Origin of the sequence: Corynebacterium sp. HMSC064H12, assembly GCF_001809925.1 — a bacterium.
GTDB lineage: Bacteria > Actinomycetota > Actinomycetes > Mycobacteriales > Mycobacteriaceae > Corynebacterium > Corynebacterium jeikeium_D.
On sequence record NZ_KV799335.1, the window covers coordinates 1 to 16,130 of the forward strand.

The window sequence follows — 16,130 nt, forward strand, 5'->3', positions numbered from 1 at the left end:
CGCGCCCCGTGAGGGGGCACCATCACGGTAACGGGGGAGGGGGTAATTTCAGTGAATTTAGCCTTGCGTAAGGCGATAAGCATTGCCTAACCTAAGGCTGTTTTAGGTGGTGTTCCCGATCGGGAACCGGCAACGGAAGCGAGGCGGCGACGATGAACGGAAAACGTGGATCGACCGGAGAGCCCCTCTCCGGAGAGGGAGTCGGGGACGCGGTGGCGTCGCAGACGGATGACGGGCGGTTGGTGCACGTCGCACCGGTCGCAGCGGGTGGCCGACCATCCACCCGCGACATGCTCGTCGCCGCCGCGATCGGCGTTGCGGGGTCTCTCATCATCGTGCCCCTGACCTACCTGCAGGTGTTCGCCGGCATCGCCCACGTTTATCTCGTCGCGGCGACGCTCGGGTTGTGGTTCCTGCAGTGCGTTGTTCCCCTCATCGTCGTCCGCAAGCTTGGCGCGAGCCTCATCGCGTGCCTTGCCATGGGCGTCGTGTCCGCGGCGACCACCCCGTTCGGCGTCGCCGCAATCGGGGCGCTGATTATGGAAGGATTGCTCATCGAGCTTCCGTTCATGGTCACCCTGTACCGGCGGTGGACGCGTCCCCAGTTCGTGGCCTCGGCGATGTTGTTCTCCGCGCTGATGGGAACGATGGCCCCGCGCGCAGTCGGCGTCGACTCGCCGACCACGCCCATGACCCTGATCAGCTTCGCCGTAGCCTTGGCATCGAGCTTGGTGTTTTTGGTCCTGGGCTTTGCCGTCGCAAAGGGGCTTCGCAGCCGCGGGGTCACCCGGTGACCGGCGGAGCACCCGCGTGCGCCGGTGCGACACGCGGGACGGCCCCGGCCCGGTTACGGGTTAGTGGTGCAGGTGTGCGGCACGCCGATGGGCGATGGGCACCCGACATGGTGGATCTCTCCTTCGATTTCGGCACGATCAACGCCATCACGGGACCCGTGGGATGCGGAAAGACGAGCCTGGCCCACCTCATCGCTGGACTGATCCCCTCGCACATCCCCATCGACCATGCCGGATTCGTGCACATCATCGATGCCGACGGCACCGAACGCCCCGTGGACGGGGACCGGGTCACCTTCGTCGGGCAAGACCCGGCGACGCAGGTGCTCACGCTCCGAGTCGTCGATGACGTGGCCATGGCCCTCGAGTTTTCCCTCGTGGAAGCCGGTATCGTCGCCAAGCGATCAGCCGAGGCTCTATCGGAGGTCGGGCTGTCAGAGCTCGCGGAGAAGGATCCGTGGGCTTTGTCGGGCGGGCAACGCCAGCGGATGGCCATCGCCGGTGCGGTGGCCAGGGCGCCGGAGGTCATGATCTTCGACGAGCCCGCGGCCCACGTCGACGAGGACGGTCGCCGGTCGCTGTTCGCCGCCATCCGTGATTTGCGGGCCCCGGGGCGCGTTATCCTGCTCATCGAGCACGACCTCCGCCCGTTCGACGGGTGGGTCGACACGGTGACGGTCCTCGATGCGGACGGGAGCGTCGCCGCCCACGGAGCGCCGGATGGCATCGCGGTGAAGGGCATTGCGACGACGGCCGCGACCGCCGGAACGCCGGACGCCAGTACGCCGGGCACGGGGGCGCCGGACCGTCCCGATCCGGAATCGGAGGCGGATGCCGTTCCACTGCTGGCCTTGACCGGAACCCACGTGGCCCGAGGCGGGGAGAGGATCCTGAACGGGGCCGATCTGACACTGGAACGGGGCGAGATTCATGCCCTAGTCGGTGCCAACGGAGCCGGTAAGTCCACCTTGCTGGCGGTGCTGTCGGGCCAGATGACGGCGGGAGCGGACCTCCGGATTGACGGCGCGTCCGCCCGGCGCGTGCCCGACGCCTTCGCGTCGTTGGCGTTCCAGAACCCCGAGCACCAGTTCACCCGCGCGACCGTCGCCGCGGAAATCGACTCCGCGCTGGCCGGCACGGACCCGCACGGACCACTCGGCGCCGATGAGCTGCGGAAACTGCGGGAAGCCCTGTGCCCCCGGGCACTTGACCCCGTCTCGCCGTTCGTCCTGTCGGGCGGACAGAAAAGACGGTTGGGCATCTTCCTGGCGGTGGCGGCCAATCGCCGTTTGCTGCTTCTCGACGAGCCGTTGGCGCACCTGGATTCGCCGAGCTCGCGCATCGTACTGGATGCCCTAGCGGAATACGCCGGGGCCGGCGGAACCGTTGTGTTCACGTGCCACGACCGCCGTGCCGCGCGAACGTGGGCGGATCGGGCGAGCATCGTCGCCGAAGGGAAGGTCGCCTGGTCCGGTCCCGCAGCCGACGTGCCGGCTTCCCCGGAGTCGTCCCGGCGGGATCGTGCACTGCCCGCGGCCGGCGCACGGACGTCCTTGGACGAAAGCCCCTGGACCAGTGGATCCGCCGCTCGAAGGCGCGCGGGGTTGAACGCCATCACGATTGTCGCGGCGGTGATGCTCGTCCTCGTCGCCGGGCTGCTCTACGGCGGAGACGCCGTTCTCGCCCTGACGGTGGTCGCGTTCCTCGCACTCGCTGCGATCGCGGAACGCGACGTTCGGGCGACGGCGGGGAAGGTCCTTCTCGTCCTGTTAATCGGGGTGTTCTTCGGCCTGCTCGGGTGGCGCTCCGAGTTCTACGGAGGTGGGGATGCGGCGGAGGCCGTCCGCCACGGCATCCATCACGGACTGCTGCTGACGGCCGTGTTCGCGGGGACGGTCCTGGTCTCCGCGTGCATGCGCGTCGAGGAGCTTTTCGACGCCATGGTGCAACGCCTCCGGGTGCCCTACACATGGTGCACCATAGCGATTTCCGGGGTGAGCATCGCGGCGTTCCTGCGCAGCGAAATCCCCCATCTGACATGGGCGATTAGATTGCGCTCAATGCGACCGGGGCAGTCTTTCCGCTCCGGCTTCATCCGCGCGACGACGCCCGCGCGCATCGCCTTTCCCCTGTTCGTCAGCGCCGTGCGCTGCGCCGAAAAGCTGTCCCTGACCCTGGCGATGCGCAACTTCGGCCGCCATCCGCGGCGCACCTTCCGCACCGATTACCCCTGGCGAGTGCGTGACGGGTTCGTGGCCGCAGCGTCCGCCGCGGCCTTCGTCGCCGCCCTGGTGTCCGCAGTGACTTGACGGGCACCCGGAACCGGCGGGTCCCGGGCCCGCGAGCGTTTCCGAGCTTGTGCGGAGACGCGCCCCACCCAGTTTCGTCACCCTTTCAACCCTTCAGACACATCCGCCGGGTCACGCCATGCGGCCCGGTCCGCCCGGCACCGGCATGGCGCCGACAACCGAAAGAGGTACCAATGAACACGATCCGGACCATCAGCGACGTGCTTCGGGACAAGGCCGATGAGACGAAAAAGGGGATCACCTTCGTCGAGAATCGGCGGGACGTCTTCGTCCCGTATGGCCGGGTCCATGCGGAGGCGGTGGCGGGCCCGGTTGACGTCGACAGGGTGCGGACGCTCTCGGACATGATGCCCGGGGCCCCGATCCTGGTCGACGAACGCAGTCACACGCTGCTCACCGGCGCAAACGGTGCCGTGGTCGTGGGCGAGGACCGGCTGCTCGACGTGTCCATCGTCAATGACGCTGCCGCGGAACCGGGTGCGGCGATGCCGGGTGATGCTGAATCGGACTTCTCTCAGGCGGGGGACGTGGATTCCGGGGATGGCTCCGGGGCGGTCCCCGCGTTCCCGGTGCGAGGTGGGACGGCCGGCGAAGCCCTTATCCAGTTTTCGTCCGGCTCCACGGGATCGCCAAAGGGCGTCATCGTAACCAACGAGTCCGTGCTGAACGGTCTGCGCGCGACGATCCCACGCCACGCACACCGGTACGAGAACAAGATGCTCACGTGGCTACCTTTGACCCACAACCTTTCGCTGATCGGCTTCCACGTCTACGCCCTTTTTTGTGGTTACGACCAGGTGTTGCTGCCGGTTTCCGAGGTGGTCGCCGATCCCCCGAGGTGGTTCGAGGCCGTGACCAGGCACCGGCCGAAACGACCGTCGTCCGGGCGACCGGCCCGGGTTCCTACAAAATGACCGCGGCGATTGCTGCCGCCACCGTTGTGGCGGTCGCGGGGAAGCCGGTCGCGCCGGGGTGCCGGGATCTCGTCGGCCACCCCCGGCTCCTCGAACCGGTCCTCGCCTTCGCCCGCGATGCTGGCATCCATATCGAGGTGCCGCATGACAACCCGACCACGGGGCCGCTGCCGACAGCGGCCCACTGCGATACCAAAGGAAAGGGGAAACGATGACGGATCAAGCTGAACGAGGTGCGGCGATTGTCGTCCGCGACCTCACGAAGAGCTACCCGATTGCGGGCAAAGCGGGCACCCCGCCCGAAGGCGGGGCAGGTGCCCCGCCGGCCGGCGGCCGCAAGGGAAAGCGCGGTGCCCGGATGCGCAAGCATGTGCTCGACGGCGTGAGTTTCACCGTGCCCACCGGGGCGATCGTGTCGTTCCTCGGCCACAACGGTGCAGGCAAGACCACCCTCATCCGAATCCTGTCGACGCTCATCACCGCCGACTCCGGCGAGGTGAGCATCTTCTCGCGCGATGTGAAAGAGGACCCGGCGGGCGTGCGCGCTGACATTGCCACCACCGGCCAATTCGCGGCGATCGACGAGAACCTCACCGGCCGGGAGAACCTGGAGTTCTTCGGGCGGCTGCGCGGACTCGACCGCGCCGCCGCGGCCGCCCGCGCGACGGAACTGCTCGCGCAATTCTCGCTCGCGGACAGTGCCTCGACGCTGGCGTCGGCCTATTCGGGTGGCATGCGGCGCCGCCTCGACATCGCCGCGTCGCTGTGCGTCGTGCCCAGGCTGCTGTTCCTCGACGAACCCACGACGGGGCTGGACCCGGTCAGCCGCGAAGAGCTGTGGGGCTTCATCCGGCAACTGCGGGACGACGGAATGACCCTGGTGCTGACCACCCAGTACCTGGAAGAGGCGGAGGCGCTGGCAGACCACGTCCATCTGCTCAAGGATCGCCGCATCGTCGCCAGCGGAACGCCGGAGGAATTGCGCCGCGACTTCGGGTCGCACGTGCTCCGCGTGTCCTTTGCCACCGCCGCCGAGGCGGAGGCGTTCGCCCGCTGCCTCGGGGGAACGTGCCTGGACGGCGCCCGCGTCGCGGGGAAGTCGGTGTCCCTCGACGTCGACCCCGGACCGCGGGTCCTCGAGGCGGTGGCGCAGGCGATGGAGGCCTCGGAAGCGTCGCCGGATTCGCTGAGCGTGTCGCCGCCCACCCTCAACGAGGTGTTCATATCGATGAACGCAGGGGGTGCGGCGCGATGAGTGCGACGTCGGTCGCGGCGTTTCTCCGTCGGGATCTGCTGCTGTTGCGACGCAACACCGCGTCGCTGATCTCCATGTTCGTAGTTCCGCCGCTCTTCCTGCTGTGCCTGTACGCGGTGTTTGGGTACTCGGCGGGGCAATCCGGCTTCGGGTACCTGCGTTTCGTGCTCGGCGGCTGCCTGTTCCAGGCGGCGATGTTCACCGCCGCGGCGTCGGCGATGGCGGTGGGACAGGACGTCGAGTCCGGGCTCGTTGACCGCGTGCGCGTGTTGCCCGGGGCCACAGGCGGCTATGTCGCCGGCAGGCTCGCCACCGATGTGCTGCGGATGTCCGCGTCGATCGCGGCGCTGCTGGTCGTCGCGTGGTCCTGCGGCCTCGACATGGCTATCGGTGACGTCGCGTGGACTGTCCTGTGGTCGCTGCTCGCCGCGGCGGTCCTGTCCCTGGTCACGGACGGGGTGATCCTGATGGTGCCCGCCCCGGTGTCGACGGCCTCATCGATCCAGGCGCTGGAAATGCTGCTGCTCATGTTCTCCACCGCGTTCATTCCGGCGACCGCTTTGGACGGCTCCCTTCGCGACGTCGTGCGCCACATGCCTTTTTCGCCGGTGATCGAGGTGATTAGGGCGGCGTCCCCGGACGCCTTCCCGGATCGCGCCGGGGAAGAGGCCGCCCTGTGGCTCGGTGTCGCGGCGGTCGCCGGAATCGTCCTGTTCATCCGCCGGTTCACCTCGAGGAGCGAATCATGATCGGCCCCATCTTCGTGCATCTGCGGCGCATTGCCCACATTTGGCTGCGGCGCCCCGACTTCTGGTTCATGACGTTCATTGCTCCGCTCGTGTACCTGTTCATCGTCAACCGCATGTTCGGTGGCCTGGTCAGGCAGCTCACCGGAGAGTTCGAACTCCCGAACGCGGTCATCCTGGTCGTGACGGCGTGGGCATTCATCCTGGCCATCACGGGATCGTCCACCGTGTTCGTTGAACGCAGCAATGGCCTCCACGAGCGGTTGATCACCATGCCGGCGCCGTACGCGGCCGTGCCGGCCGCACGGATCATCGCCGAGTTTATCCGGATCATGGCGATGACGGCCGTCGTCGTGGCGGTGGCCGCCTTGCTTTCCGACAGCCCCCCTGAGGCGTCCTGGTGGTGGAGGATCGCGATGACCGGCGCGATGGTTGCCGCGGCGGCCGCATGCACCGGCACGTACATCGCGTTCTCCATCACCAGCCCCCAGGGCTCCGTGGCCCTCATCCCGTTAATCATCGTTGCGATGTTCGTCAACACGGTGCTCATGCCCGCCGACCACTTCCGTCCTCTCCTGCGCGGAATCGCCGGGCACACCCCCGTATCCGCGGCCGGCGAGGCCGTCAACGGCACCGGGGCTGCGGGTCTGGTGGTCTGCGCGGCCTGGTTCTTAGGCATCGCCGTGCTCGCGGCGTGGGGCATCGCCGTGAAAACGAGGCCGGGGGAGTCTGCATGACGGGCACGTCCACGGGGGCATCGCCGCCGACGACGGCCCGCGAACCCGAGCACCTAACCCGAAACCGCCGCGTGGACGCGGCCCACACACCCCGGAGACAGAACCAGATGAAGTCGATTGCCCAGATCGTCCAGAACAACCGCAGACTCCTCGCGGCCTACCAGGACAAGGTCCAGCCGAGGTTCCTCAGCCGCTATGCGCGTGAACCGATGGACGCCGCCGCCGTCGAAGGGCTCGGGGCCCGGACGGAATTCCACGTCGCCGACGTCCTCGCGCCGCTCGCGGGAGAGACCGGCGGGGCCGATGAAATCTGGGTGTGCGGCGCGCTCCACCAAATGAAGGATGCGGGTGCCGCGCTCGGCAGGGTCGCCGGGCTGCTCGCCGACGACGGCATCGCTTACGTGCAGACGTTCGCCGAGGATCCCGACGTGAACGAGCGGGTCGACATGGCCATCATGGCGAAGATGGGCCACCGGGTGTTCCGGGACAGCGAGCTCGAGGACCTCGCCGAAGCCAACGGGCTGAAGCTGGGCGGAGCCTCACACGCCGGCATGGTGTACTTCTGTACTCTCACGAAGAAAAGCGCAATCGGGGAGGCGGGCAAGTGAGCGCCGTGGACGGGACTGTAGGCCCGTGGTCACTGCTCGCCCCGATCCGGACACGGATGCGTGCGGTGGTCGCGTTATCCGTCCTGTCGTCGGTGGCTACCGTCGCTTCTCTGGTCGGCATCATCGACATCGCGATGACGTACCCGGAGGCCCCGGAGCATCGGACGTGGTTGGCCGTGGCTATCATCGTCGTCGCCGCAACGGTGCGCATGGCCGCGGACGGCGCCGCCGGCATGCTCTCGCACCGGGCGGATAACGACCTGCAGCTCCACCTTCGGCGCCGGCTGGTCGCCCAAATCCGGAAGTTGCCGCTGGGCTGGCTGGACGCCCGGCGCTCGTCGGGAATCATCGGGTCGGTTGAGAAGGACGTCGCGGCTATCCACCAGCTCATGGGCCACACCGTCGGTGAGACCGTGGTGGCGGTGCTGGTTCCCATGCTTTCCCTCATCGCGCTCGTTGCGGTGGATTGGCGGATTGCGGCGGTGGCGGTCGTCCCGGTGCTGGTCACCTTCGCCCTGATGGGCGTGATGATTTCGCGCGGAGCCGGTCTTCAGCGCGACTACGAGCGAGCCTCCGAAGGAGTGACGGCCGCGGTCATCGAGTTGGTGCGAGGTATCTCAGTGATGAAGTCCTTCGGACGCGCCAACCAGGGCGCGGGTCGCTACGATGCCGCGGCGCTGTCGTTCGTCCGTGCGTGGTCTGCCTGGTCCCGGCAGTCGAACATCTATCTCGGGGTCATCGACGTGGTGACGTCCCCGATCACAGTCCTCGCAGTGGTGTGCGGGGCCGGCCTCGCTCTGAGGGACGCCGCGGGCGGCCTACCGGAGGGGCTCGTCGCCGGGCTGGTTCTCGGCCTTGGACTCTCCGCGGCGATCGTGCGGGTGGCCATGAACTCCGAACCCATCATCGCGGGGATCGCTGCCCTGAAGTCCATCGCGGAGGTGCTGGGCACGCCGCCGATCGTCGAGCCCGCCGATCCGGTGCCCGCGCGCGGAGGCGCGCTCGAGGCCCGGAACCTGGTCTTCTCCTACGGCGATGGGCCGCGGGTCCTCGACGGGATGTCCGCGACGTTCGAACCGGGGACCCTCACTGCGCTGGTGGGGTCCTCCGGTTCCGGAAAGTCCACCGTCGCCCGGCTGTTGGCGCGTTTCTACGACCCCGTTGAAGGCTCGGTGCTGCTGGGCGGCGCCGATCTTCGCGACATCGCCGTGCGTGACGTGCACCGCTCGGTGTCGGTGGTGTTCCAAGATCCGCAGTTGCTCACGCTGCCGTTGCGGGAGAACATCCGGCTGGCCAGGAGAGACGCCACCGACGGCGAAATCATGGCGGCCGCGAAGCTCGCGAACCTCGATGCGGTCATCGCGGCGCTGCCGAAGGGCCTGGATTCGGTGGTCAACGTCGACGTGACCTTTTCCGGTGGTGAGGCGCAGCGCGTGGCCATCGCGAGGTCGATCGTCACGGACGCGCCGGTGCTCATCTTCGACGAGGCAACCGCTTACGCGGATCCGGCTTCCGAGGCCCTCATCCAGTCCGCAATCGAGCGTTTGGCCCGTTCACGGACGGTGATTGTGATCGCGCACAGGTTGAGCACGATCCGCAACGCCGACCGCATCCTCGTTCTCGACGGGGGAGCGGTCGCGGAGGCGGGTACCCACGACGAGTTGCTTGCGCGCGGTGGCCGCTACCGGGATTTGTGGCGCGCGTTCGCGCTCGACGACGAACCATCCGCCCCGCGGGGCACTGAATTAGACGATGAAAAGGCGGGGAACCGATGATTCGGGACTTGTGGTCGATGACGGATCGGCGCTCGAGAATGACGCTGGCGTGGCTCATTGCGTTGGCCGCGCTTGCCGCGCTGGCTCAGGGAGCGGCGTTCGTCGCGCTGCTGCCGCTGCTGTCGGCTCTGGCCGAGGGAGATGATGCGACGGCGTGGCGTTTCACCGGCGTCATCGCCGGCCTCGCGGCCGCCCATGCGGTGCTGTCTCTCGCCGCGGGGACGGTCGGCAGGGCGAATTCCGCAGCGGTGCTGTCGTCCCTACTGCGTTCTCTGGGCGAACGCGTGCTGACGTTGCCACTCGGGTACGTCACCAAGTCCACGGCCGGCCGCTTTTCGGAGATGGCATCGTCGGGTATCGCGTTCGCGGCGTCCGTGCCGCACGTGATCCTGCGGCCTGTCATCGCCGCGGCGGTTGCGCCGACCGTCATCGCCTTCGGAATTCTGGCGGTGGATTGGCGCGTCGGTTTGGTTCTCGTCGCGTCGGCGCCGGTGATCTTCTTCGCCTACCGGGCCATTGGTCGCGTCGGCGGGGAGTCGGACGAAGCGCATGCTGACGCCGTCGCTGCCGTCTCCGGCAGGCTGATCGAGTTCACCCGCTGCCAGCAGGCGATTCGCGCCGCGGGCGACGGTTCGGCGGCGGACGCGATGGTGGATGAGGCAATCCGGGCCCAACACGATGCGTTCGCGAAGGCGACGTCGACGCAGGGGGCGGCCATCGGACGGCTGGGTTCGGTCGTCCATGCGGTGTTCACGGCGGCGGTGATAGTCGCCGTGGCAGTCGCCGCGACGGGCGGGATGGCGCCGGCGCATTTGGCGCCGATGCTCATCGTGGTCGTCCAGTTCACCGGACCGATCACCACGGCGGGAGCGTTGTCCGGCGGTTTCGGTGCGGGCCGCAACACGTTGGCTGCGTTGCGTGACCTGCGGGCAATCCCCGCCCTTCCCGAACCTGCCGCACCGGAGCTGCCCGACGGGCATGACGTAGAGTTCCGCGACGTGAGCTTCGGGTACGGGGATAAGAAGGTTCTCGACGGCGTCAGCTTCCGTGCCCCTCAGGGAGCGCTGGTTGCCGTAGTGGGACCGTCGGGGGCGGGCAAGACGACGGTCATGCGGCTGCTGTCGCGTTTTCATGATCCGGACTCGGGGGAGGTCCTCATCGGCGGGGTACCCTTGCCTCGGATTGGCACCGACGGCGTGAACTCGCTGGTGACCCCGGTGTTCCAGGAGACGTTCCTTTTCGACGCGTCCGTGCGGGACAACGTGGTCTTCGCCGATCCCGGATTCGGTTCCGAGCCCGGTGACGGGGATCGCTTGCGCGAGGCCGCCCGGCGTTCCGGGGTGGACCGCATCGTGGAGCTGCTGCCTTCCGGGTGGGATACCCCGGTGGGGGAGGAGGGGACGCTGCTGTCGGGAGGCGAGCGGCAGCGCCTCGCCATCGCCCGGGCGCTTCTGAAGGATTCCCCGGTGGTGCTTCTCGACGAGCCGACGTCCTCGCTGGATGCGGCCACTGAGCGGGCGATCGTCGGCACGATGGAGGCGTTGCGCGGCGATCGCACCGTGATTGTCGTCGCCCATCGCCTGCACACCGTTCGCGATGCCGACCTCATCGTCGTGCTTTCGGAGGACGGGACGGTCGCAGAACGGGGCACGCACGATGAATTGCTGGCGAAGGGCGGCCGCTACGCCGAGTCGTGGGCGTGCCGGACGGGGAGCTCCTCGGGCGCCTGATCCTCATCACCTGGTCGATGCCCTCACGGGCGCCCTGCCGCAGCTTCCCGAATCCCACCGCCAGGCGCTCGGTGGACAGAGCGAAAACGCCGACGAAAACGCCGAGCAGCACGAACACCGACGAGCTGTAAAGACTGAAGCTCCCGGGAACGTGAAAATAGCCCCCCCCTCCCGCTTCTGCTACCGCCCGTGAATCTGGTTCTGCGCAATCTCCAGCCCGTGGCTGGCGATTAGCTCCACCGCCTCCGCCGCAGTGGGCAGAGTGAAAGCGAGCTCCTCGCGTTCCTTAGCATTGAAGTTACGCAGCACGTAGTCCGCCGGATCTTGGCGGCCCGGAGGACGGCCAATGCCAATGCGCACGCGCATGTAGTCCTTCGTGCCCAACGACTTCGTGGTCGAGCGCAGGCCATTGTGGCCATTCTCGCCCCCGCCGCGCTTGAGGCGCACCACGCCCGGGTCCAGGTCCAGCTCATCGTGGACTACCACGACGTCGGTAGGTGCGACGTTGAAGAACTTTGTCAGCGCCGCGACCGGTCCACCCGACAGGTTCATGTACGTCCGGGGCTTAGCCAGAATCACCTGCCGCTCGCCACCGTCGGAAGTCTTGAACCGAGTCTGGACTATCTCAGCATTCGACTTCTTGTGCACGCTAAACGACGACGGCATCGGAGAAGTGCGGCTGGCTAGTTCATCTAGCACCAGATGCCCGACGTTATGGCGGGTGAGTTCATATTTGGGCCCAGGGTTGCCGAGCCCCACGACAAGCAAAGGTGTGGTGGAGGCGTTCATGAGTTCAATCTTGGCACACAGCGCGCGGTCTGTTGGCTTCGGGGAGTTTCAAGAACAAAAAAGGGACGGACCAGAGTGTCCGTCCCTTTTTTTACTTAGCTGTGGTAGCTAGGCCTGCGAGTTCATAATTACTCAGCGGATTCCTCAGCTGGCTCATCCGGGGTCTCAGCCTCGCCCATGCCCTCGATGTCGGCATCGACGTCACCAGCCGGCTCTTCCTCCGGCTCGACAATGTTGAAGATGAGAAGGTCAGCGTCGTCGGTGAGGACCAGGCCCTCCGGCAGGGTAACGTCGCCGGCGTGAACCATGGTGCCGACCTCTGCACCCTCGACGGAGACCTCGATCTCTTCCGGAATAGCCAGAACCGGTGCGTTGACCAGAATGGTCTCGGCATCCTGCATGAGCAGGGCGCCCGGAGCGAGCTCGCCAGTCGGAACGACCGGAACCTCAACCTCAACCTTCTCGTCACGGTGAATGGCGAGCAGGTCAGCGTGGTCGATGTCGAGGGTCAGCGGGTTCTGGTCAACAGCCTTGACCATGGACAGCTGGGACTCACCCTCGATGTTGACGTCCAGAACAGCGTTGACACCGTGGTTACGGATGACAGCGTGGAAATCCAGAGTGTCAACGAGGATGTGCTTCGGGGCATCCAGGTCAGCGCCGTAGATGACAACCGGGATGTCGCCAGCAACGCGGGCACGGCGAGCGGCACCCTTGCCGAACTCGGTGCGGTTACGAGCATCAATCTTGATGATGTTGGGCTTTGCCATGAAAATGGGCTCCTAAACGATTCGATATTGAGTCGTCGAGTCGAGCACGTGCCGCATCCATGCCACCGTGGGCGCAAAAGTTGGGCTGCGAGCGTCGCGTCGATAACGGCAACCACCTACTGTGGCCGCCCTCGCCGAGACTTACCGGAGAAATTGTAGTGGACTAACAGGTCAAACAGCAAACCCCGCCACCACCAGCAAAACTAGGTTGCTGGTCGCGGCGGGGTGCCCGTCGGCAAGCGGAAAGAACTTATGCCTGACCCTCGAAGAGGGTGGTGACGGAACCGTTTTCGAAGATCTCGTGGATCGTCTTAGCCAGCAGTGGTGCGATTGGCAGGACGGTCAGGTTGTCCCAGCCCTCGGTGGACTGCGGCAAGGTATCGGTGGTGATGACCTCGCGGGCACCGCACTTCGACAGGCGCTCGCGAGCTGGGTCGGAGAAGACGCCGTGCGTGGTAGCGATGATGACATCCTCAGCGCCAGCCTCACGCAGCACCTTGACAGCGCCGGCGATGGTGCCGCCGGTGTCAATCATGTCGTCGATGAGCAGACAGGTCTTACCGGAGACCTCGCCGACCACGCGGTTGGCGACAACCTGGTTTGCGACATCGACGGAACGGGTCTTGTGAATGAAGGCCAGCGGGGCGTCGCCCAGGGTGTTGGCCCACTTCTCGGAAACCTTCACACGGCCGGCGTCAGGGGAGACCACGACCAGGTTGTCCAGGGAGTAGTTCTTCTTGATGTACTCCGACAGAATCGGCATGGCGTGCATGTGATCGACCGGGCCGTCGAAGAAGCCCTGAATCTGGTCGGTGTGGAGATCCACGGAGACGATGCGGTCAGCGCCTGCGGTCTTGAGCAGATCAGCGACCAGGCGAGCGGAAATCGGCTCACGGCCACGGTGCTTCTTGTCCTGGCGGGCGTATGGGAAGAACGGCAGGATAGCGGTGATGCGCTTGGCTGAACCGCGCTTGAGCGCGTCAATCATAATCAGCTGCTCGATGAGCCACTTGTTCAGCGGTGCCGGGTGCGCCTGCAGTACGAAGGCATCGGAACCGCGGACGGATTCCTCGTAGCGCACGAAGATTTCGCCGTTGGCAAAATCACGAGCGGTCATCGGAGTCAGCTCTGTGCCGAGCTCCTTGGCAACTGCCTCGCCCAATTCCGGGTGTGCCCTTCCGGAGAAGAGCATGAGGTTCTTTTGGTTATCGATCCACTGGCCGGTCATCTGCCGTCTAGCCTTCCTGGTCTTCCTTGTTGTTGTCAGCGTTGTCAGCTACCTGCGCCGCCTGCGCTGCCTCAGCAGCAGCGGTACCTGGACGCTTCCGCTCGACCCATCCCTCGATGTTGCGCTGACGGCCACCACTGACCGCCAATGCTCCCGGAGGAACGTCGTCCTTAATAACAGTACCTGCACCTGAGTACGCACCATCACCCACGGTCACCGGAGCGATGAACATGGTGTCGGAGCCGGTGCGAACATGCGAGCCGATAACAGTGCGGTGCTTGTTGACACCGTCGTAGTTCACGAACACGCTGGAGGCACCAATGTTGGAGTGCTCGCCAATCTCCGCATCGCCGACGTAGGTCAGGTGCGGAACCTTCGAACCGTTTCCGATCTGCGCGTTCTTCGCTTCTACGAAGCCGCCGAGCTTCGCGCCGACACCGAGTTTGGTGTTCGGGCGAATGTAGGTGAACGGTCCGACCGTCGCATCCTCGCCGATCTCCGAATCGGAACCGTGTGTACGTACGACGCTGGCGCGCTTGCCGACGACCATGTTGGTCAGTGTCGTGTCCGGTCCCACGGTGGCCCCGTCGCCAATCACGGTCTTGCCGTGCAGCTGCGTGCCCGGCAGAATCGTGACGTCGCGGCCGACTTCCACCTCAACGTCAATCCACGTGGTGTCCGGGTCGACGATAGTGGCGCCCCCGCGCATAGCTGCCTCGCAGGTGCGACGGTTGAGTTCGCGGCCAAGGGTAGCCAGCTGGACGCGGTCATTGACACCGGCGACGACGGTGGCATCGGCGAGGCGGTGACCGCGTACTGAGCGGTCGGCCTCACGGGCGATGCCGATGACATCGGTGAGGTAGAGCTCGCCCTGGGCATTGTTGGTGTCCAGCTGCTTGAGAGCGTTTGCCAGGGTCTCGGCATCAAATGCGTAGACACCGGAGTTGACCTCGGTAATCTCGCGTTCCTCGTCGGAGGCATCCTTTTCCTCCACGATGCGCAGAACTTCGCCGTCGGCGTTGCGAACGATGCGGCCGTAGCCGTGCGGGTTGTCAGCAGTGGAGGTCAGCACAGTCACGGCAGCGCGTGGCTTGCGGTTGTGCTCTTCGAGCAGTGCCTGGAGCGCTTCGGAATCCAGCAGCGGAACATCGGAAGTGGTTACCAGGATGGTGCCATCGAAGTTCTGTAGCTCGGGGTGCTCCAGCGCGCACTGAACAGCGTGGCCGGTACCGTTTTGCTCGTCCTGGTGGGCAATGACGACACCGTTGGAGTGCTCGGTATCCGAAGCCCAAGTCCCGATGGCGTCGATTACCTTTTCGCGCTGGTGGCCAACGACAACAGCAATCTCATCCGGATTAATGCCCTTGGCGGCATAGAGCGCGTGCTCCAACATGGTACGACCGCCGATAGCGTGCAGCATTTTCGGCGTATCGGATTTCATTCGGGTGCCTTGACCCGCGGCGAGAATGACCACAGCGGTGGCCGAACCGTTTGACATGAAACTTGCTACTCCTCGGTCAGGGTGCATCACGGTCACGGCGGGGCGAAAAGTCACTTCTTAATTAAGGGGCCGGCCCCCCGCTTGCTCTCCCACCAGGACTCGAACCTAGAATGCCGGTACCAAAAACCGGAGTGTTGCCATTACACCATGGGAGAATGGGGCAAACGCGAAAAATTGCATGGCTGATTCGACGCTGATTCGACTCAGCCAACTCGCTTGCGCCTGCGATATACGATAGCAAGACTTTAGCCACTAATCTAAAAGCATGGCCTCCAATTCTCCGAGACGACGTATGACCGGTCCACAGCGCAAAGCTCAGCTGACAGAAGTCAGCCGTGGAATCTTTGCCGCCAAGGGGCTTGATGCCGCCTCAATGGAGGAGATCGCTGCCGCAGCTGGGGTATCAAAGCCGGTTGTCTACGAGCATTTCGGTACCAAAGAGCGGCTCTACCAGGCAGTCGTCGACCAGGAGATGAAGACCCTGGAGGCCACGATTAGGGAAGCGTTGTCCCTGGGACGCTCGCGTTACCGCATCGAACAGGCGGTGTTGGCACTGCTGACTTATGTGGAGGAAAACCCGGAGGGATTCTCCATTATTTCTCGCGACCCCGGCGTGGCGGGTGGCTATGAGACGCTGCTGAATAATGCCACTGAGTCGATTACGCCTATCCTTGCCGAGGCTTTCAAACGCGCCGGCTTCGACCCGGCCATGTCGGTGCTCTACGGAAACTGCATGGTCGGTATGGTTTCGCAGACCGCTCGCTGGTGGATGGAGAAGCGCAGTCCGGATAAGGAGACAGTGGCGGCGCACATCGTGAACCTGTGTTGGAACGGGCTGGCCGGCATGGAGGGTTCTCCGACTCTGCATGGCTCCGCTGATGTGCCAGCGGCCGCTGAGGGCGCGAAGTTCGGCGCAGGTGCCGCAGCAGACCCGATGCAGGTGGCGGAGAACGGCTAACCAGCACGCAGGGTGG

14 protein-coding genes and 1 tRNA gene are annotated in these 16,130 nt (G+C 65.6%); 10 read left to right on the plus strand and 5 right to left on the minus strand.

Annotation, left to right across the window (positions count from 1 at the left end; all coding sequences use genetic code 11):
• Nucleotides 1-212 precede the first annotated feature (212 nt).
• The 9 genes from HMPREF2681_RS03310 (at nucleotide 213) to HMPREF2681_RS03355 (ending at nucleotide 10,868) form a co-directional block, all read left to right on the plus strand.
• Complete coding sequence (locus HMPREF2681_RS03310) at nucleotides 213-794, plus strand: ECF transporter S component (RefSeq protein WP_224783742.1); 582 nt, start codon at nucleotides 213-215, stop codon at nucleotides 792-794.
• Between the two features lie 107 nt (nucleotides 795-901).
• A complete protein-coding gene (locus HMPREF2681_RS03315; RefSeq protein ID WP_224783743.1) occupies nucleotides 902-3,103 on the plus strand; it encodes an ATP-binding cassette domain-containing protein in 2,202 nt (733 codons plus the stop codon).
• A gap of 173 nt (nucleotides 3,104-3,276) precedes the next feature.
• On the plus strand, nucleotides 3,277-4,017 hold the full coding sequence (locus HMPREF2681_RS03320) for an AMP-binding protein (RefSeq protein WP_070438210.1): 741 nt from the start codon (nucleotides 3,277-3,279) through the stop codon (nucleotides 4,015-4,017).
• 211 nt (nucleotides 4,018-4,228) lie between these two features.
• Nucleotides 4,229-5,272 (plus strand): ABC transporter ATP-binding protein, encoded by a 1,044-nt coding sequence (locus HMPREF2681_RS03330; protein ID WP_070438215.1) that lies wholly within the window; start codon nucleotides 4,229-4,231, stop codon nucleotides 5,270-5,272.
• Complete coding sequence (locus HMPREF2681_RS03335; protein ID WP_070438218.1) at nucleotides 5,269-6,021, plus strand: ABC transporter permease; 753 nt, start codon at nucleotides 5,269-5,271, stop codon at nucleotides 6,019-6,021. Before HMPREF2681_RS03330 ends, HMPREF2681_RS03335 begins: the two co-directional genes overlap by 4 nt.
• Nucleotides 6,018-6,755 carry an ABC transporter permease gene (locus HMPREF2681_RS03340; RefSeq protein ID WP_070438221.1) on the plus strand — a complete coding sequence of 246 codons (738 nt, stop codon included), beginning with the start codon at nucleotides 6,018-6,020 and terminating at the stop codon, nucleotides 6,753-6,755. Before HMPREF2681_RS03335 ends, HMPREF2681_RS03340 begins: the two co-directional genes overlap by 4 nt.
• Nucleotides 6,752-7,363 (plus strand): class I SAM-dependent methyltransferase, encoded by a 612-nt coding sequence (locus HMPREF2681_RS03345; RefSeq protein ID WP_246822700.1) that lies wholly within the window; start codon nucleotides 6,752-6,754, stop codon nucleotides 7,361-7,363. Before HMPREF2681_RS03340 ends, HMPREF2681_RS03345 begins: the two co-directional genes overlap by 4 nt.
• Nucleotides 7,360-9,138: an ABC transporter ATP-binding protein gene (locus tag HMPREF2681_RS03350; protein ID WP_049172230.1), complete on the plus strand. Its 1,779-nt coding sequence runs from the start codon at nucleotides 7,360-7,362 to the stop codon at nucleotides 9,136-9,138. The genes HMPREF2681_RS03345 and HMPREF2681_RS03350 overlap by 4 nt, the downstream gene beginning before the upstream one ends.
• Nucleotides 9,135-10,868, plus strand: a complete 1,734-nt coding sequence (locus HMPREF2681_RS03355; RefSeq protein WP_016423209.1) for an ABC transporter ATP-binding protein — start codon at nucleotides 9,135-9,137, stop codon at nucleotides 10,866-10,868. Before HMPREF2681_RS03350 ends, HMPREF2681_RS03355 begins: the two co-directional genes overlap by 4 nt.
• A gap of 180 nt (nucleotides 10,869-11,048) precedes the next feature.
• On the opposite strand, the gene pth is transcribed toward HMPREF2681_RS03355, so the two are convergent.
• The 5 genes from pth to HMPREF2681_RS03380 form a co-directional block, all read right to left on the minus strand.
• A complete protein-coding gene (pth, locus tag HMPREF2681_RS03360) occupies nucleotides 11,049-11,657 on the minus strand; it encodes an aminoacyl-tRNA hydrolase (protein WP_049172234.1) in 609 nt (202 codons plus the stop codon).
• A 128-nt stretch (nucleotides 11,658-11,785) separates the two neighbouring features.
• Entirely contained in the window at nucleotides 11,786-12,427 is a 642-nt protein-coding gene (locus HMPREF2681_RS03365) for a 50S ribosomal protein L25/general stress protein Ctc (protein WP_038626221.1), read from the minus strand.
• 250 nt (nucleotides 12,428-12,677) lie between these two features.
• Nucleotides 12,678-13,655 carry a ribose-phosphate diphosphokinase gene (locus HMPREF2681_RS03370; RefSeq protein WP_016423206.1) on the minus strand — a complete coding sequence of 326 codons (978 nt, stop codon included), beginning with the start codon at nucleotides 13,653-13,655 and terminating at the stop codon, nucleotides 12,678-12,680.
• A 7-nt stretch (nucleotides 13,656-13,662) separates the two neighbouring features.
• Nucleotides 13,663-15,153, minus strand: a complete 1,491-nt coding sequence (glmU, locus tag HMPREF2681_RS03375) for a bifunctional UDP-N-acetylglucosamine diphosphorylase/glucosamine-1-phosphate N-acetyltransferase GlmU (protein WP_048733948.1) — start codon at nucleotides 15,151-15,153, stop codon at nucleotides 13,663-13,665.
• 87 nt (nucleotides 15,154-15,240) lie between these two features.
• Nucleotides 15,241-15,311 (minus strand) — tRNA-Gln (locus tag HMPREF2681_RS03380).
• A gap of 110 nt (nucleotides 15,312-15,421) precedes the next feature.
• Here HMPREF2681_RS03380 and HMPREF2681_RS03385 point away from each other — a divergent pair.
• On the plus strand, nucleotides 15,422-16,114 hold the full coding sequence (locus HMPREF2681_RS03385) for a TetR/AcrR family transcriptional regulator (RefSeq protein WP_101687444.1): 693 nt from the start codon (nucleotides 15,422-15,424) through the stop codon (nucleotides 16,112-16,114).
• Nucleotides 16,115-16,130 lie beyond the last annotated feature (16 nt).

What these genes read in the sequence shown, in the direction of transcription:
- HMPREF2681_RS03315 (WP_224783743.1), top strand. Translation starts at nt 902, where the DNA reads ATGGTGGATCTCTCCTTCGATTTCGGCACGATCAACGCCATCACGGGA.
- HMPREF2681_RS03320 (WP_070438210.1), top strand. Translation starts at nt 3,277, where the DNA reads ATGAACACGATCCGGACCATCAGCGACGTGCTTCGGGACAAGGCCGAT.
- HMPREF2681_RS03330 (WP_070438215.1), top strand. Translation starts at nt 4,229, where the DNA reads ATGACGGATCAAGCTGAACGAGGTGCGGCGATTGTCGTCCGCGACCTC.
- HMPREF2681_RS03335 (WP_070438218.1), top strand. Translation starts at nt 5,269, where the DNA reads ATGAGTGCGACGTCGGTCGCGGCGTTTCTCCGTCGGGATCTGCTGCTG.
- HMPREF2681_RS03340 (WP_070438221.1), top strand. Translation starts at nt 6,018, where the DNA reads ATGATCGGCCCCATCTTCGTGCATCTGCGGCGCATTGCCCACATTTGG.
- HMPREF2681_RS03345 (WP_246822700.1), top strand. Translation starts at nt 6,752, where the DNA reads ATGACGGGCACGTCCACGGGGGCATCGCCGCCGACGACGGCCCGCGAA.
- HMPREF2681_RS03355 (WP_016423209.1), top strand. Translation starts at nt 9,135, where the DNA reads ATGATTCGGGACTTGTGGTCGATGACGGATCGGCGCTCGAGAATGACG.
- pth (WP_049172234.1), bottom strand. Translation starts at nt 11,657, where the DNA reads ATGAACGCCTCCACCACACCTTTGCTTGTCGTGGGGCTCGGCAACCCT.
- HMPREF2681_RS03365 (WP_038626221.1), bottom strand. Translation starts at nt 12,427, where the DNA reads ATGGCAAAGCCCAACATCATCAAGATTGATGCTCGTAACCGCACCGAG.
- HMPREF2681_RS03370 (WP_016423206.1), bottom strand. Translation starts at nt 13,655, where the DNA reads ATGACCGGCCAGTGGATCGATAACCAAAAGAACCTCATGCTCTTCTCC.
- glmU (WP_048733948.1), bottom strand. Translation starts at nt 15,153, where the DNA reads ATGTCAAACGGTTCGGCCACCGCTGTGGTCATTCTCGCCGCGGGTCAA.
- HMPREF2681_RS03385 (WP_101687444.1), top strand. Translation starts at nt 15,422, where the DNA reads ATGGCCTCCAATTCTCCGAGACGACGTATGACCGGTCCACAGCGCAAA.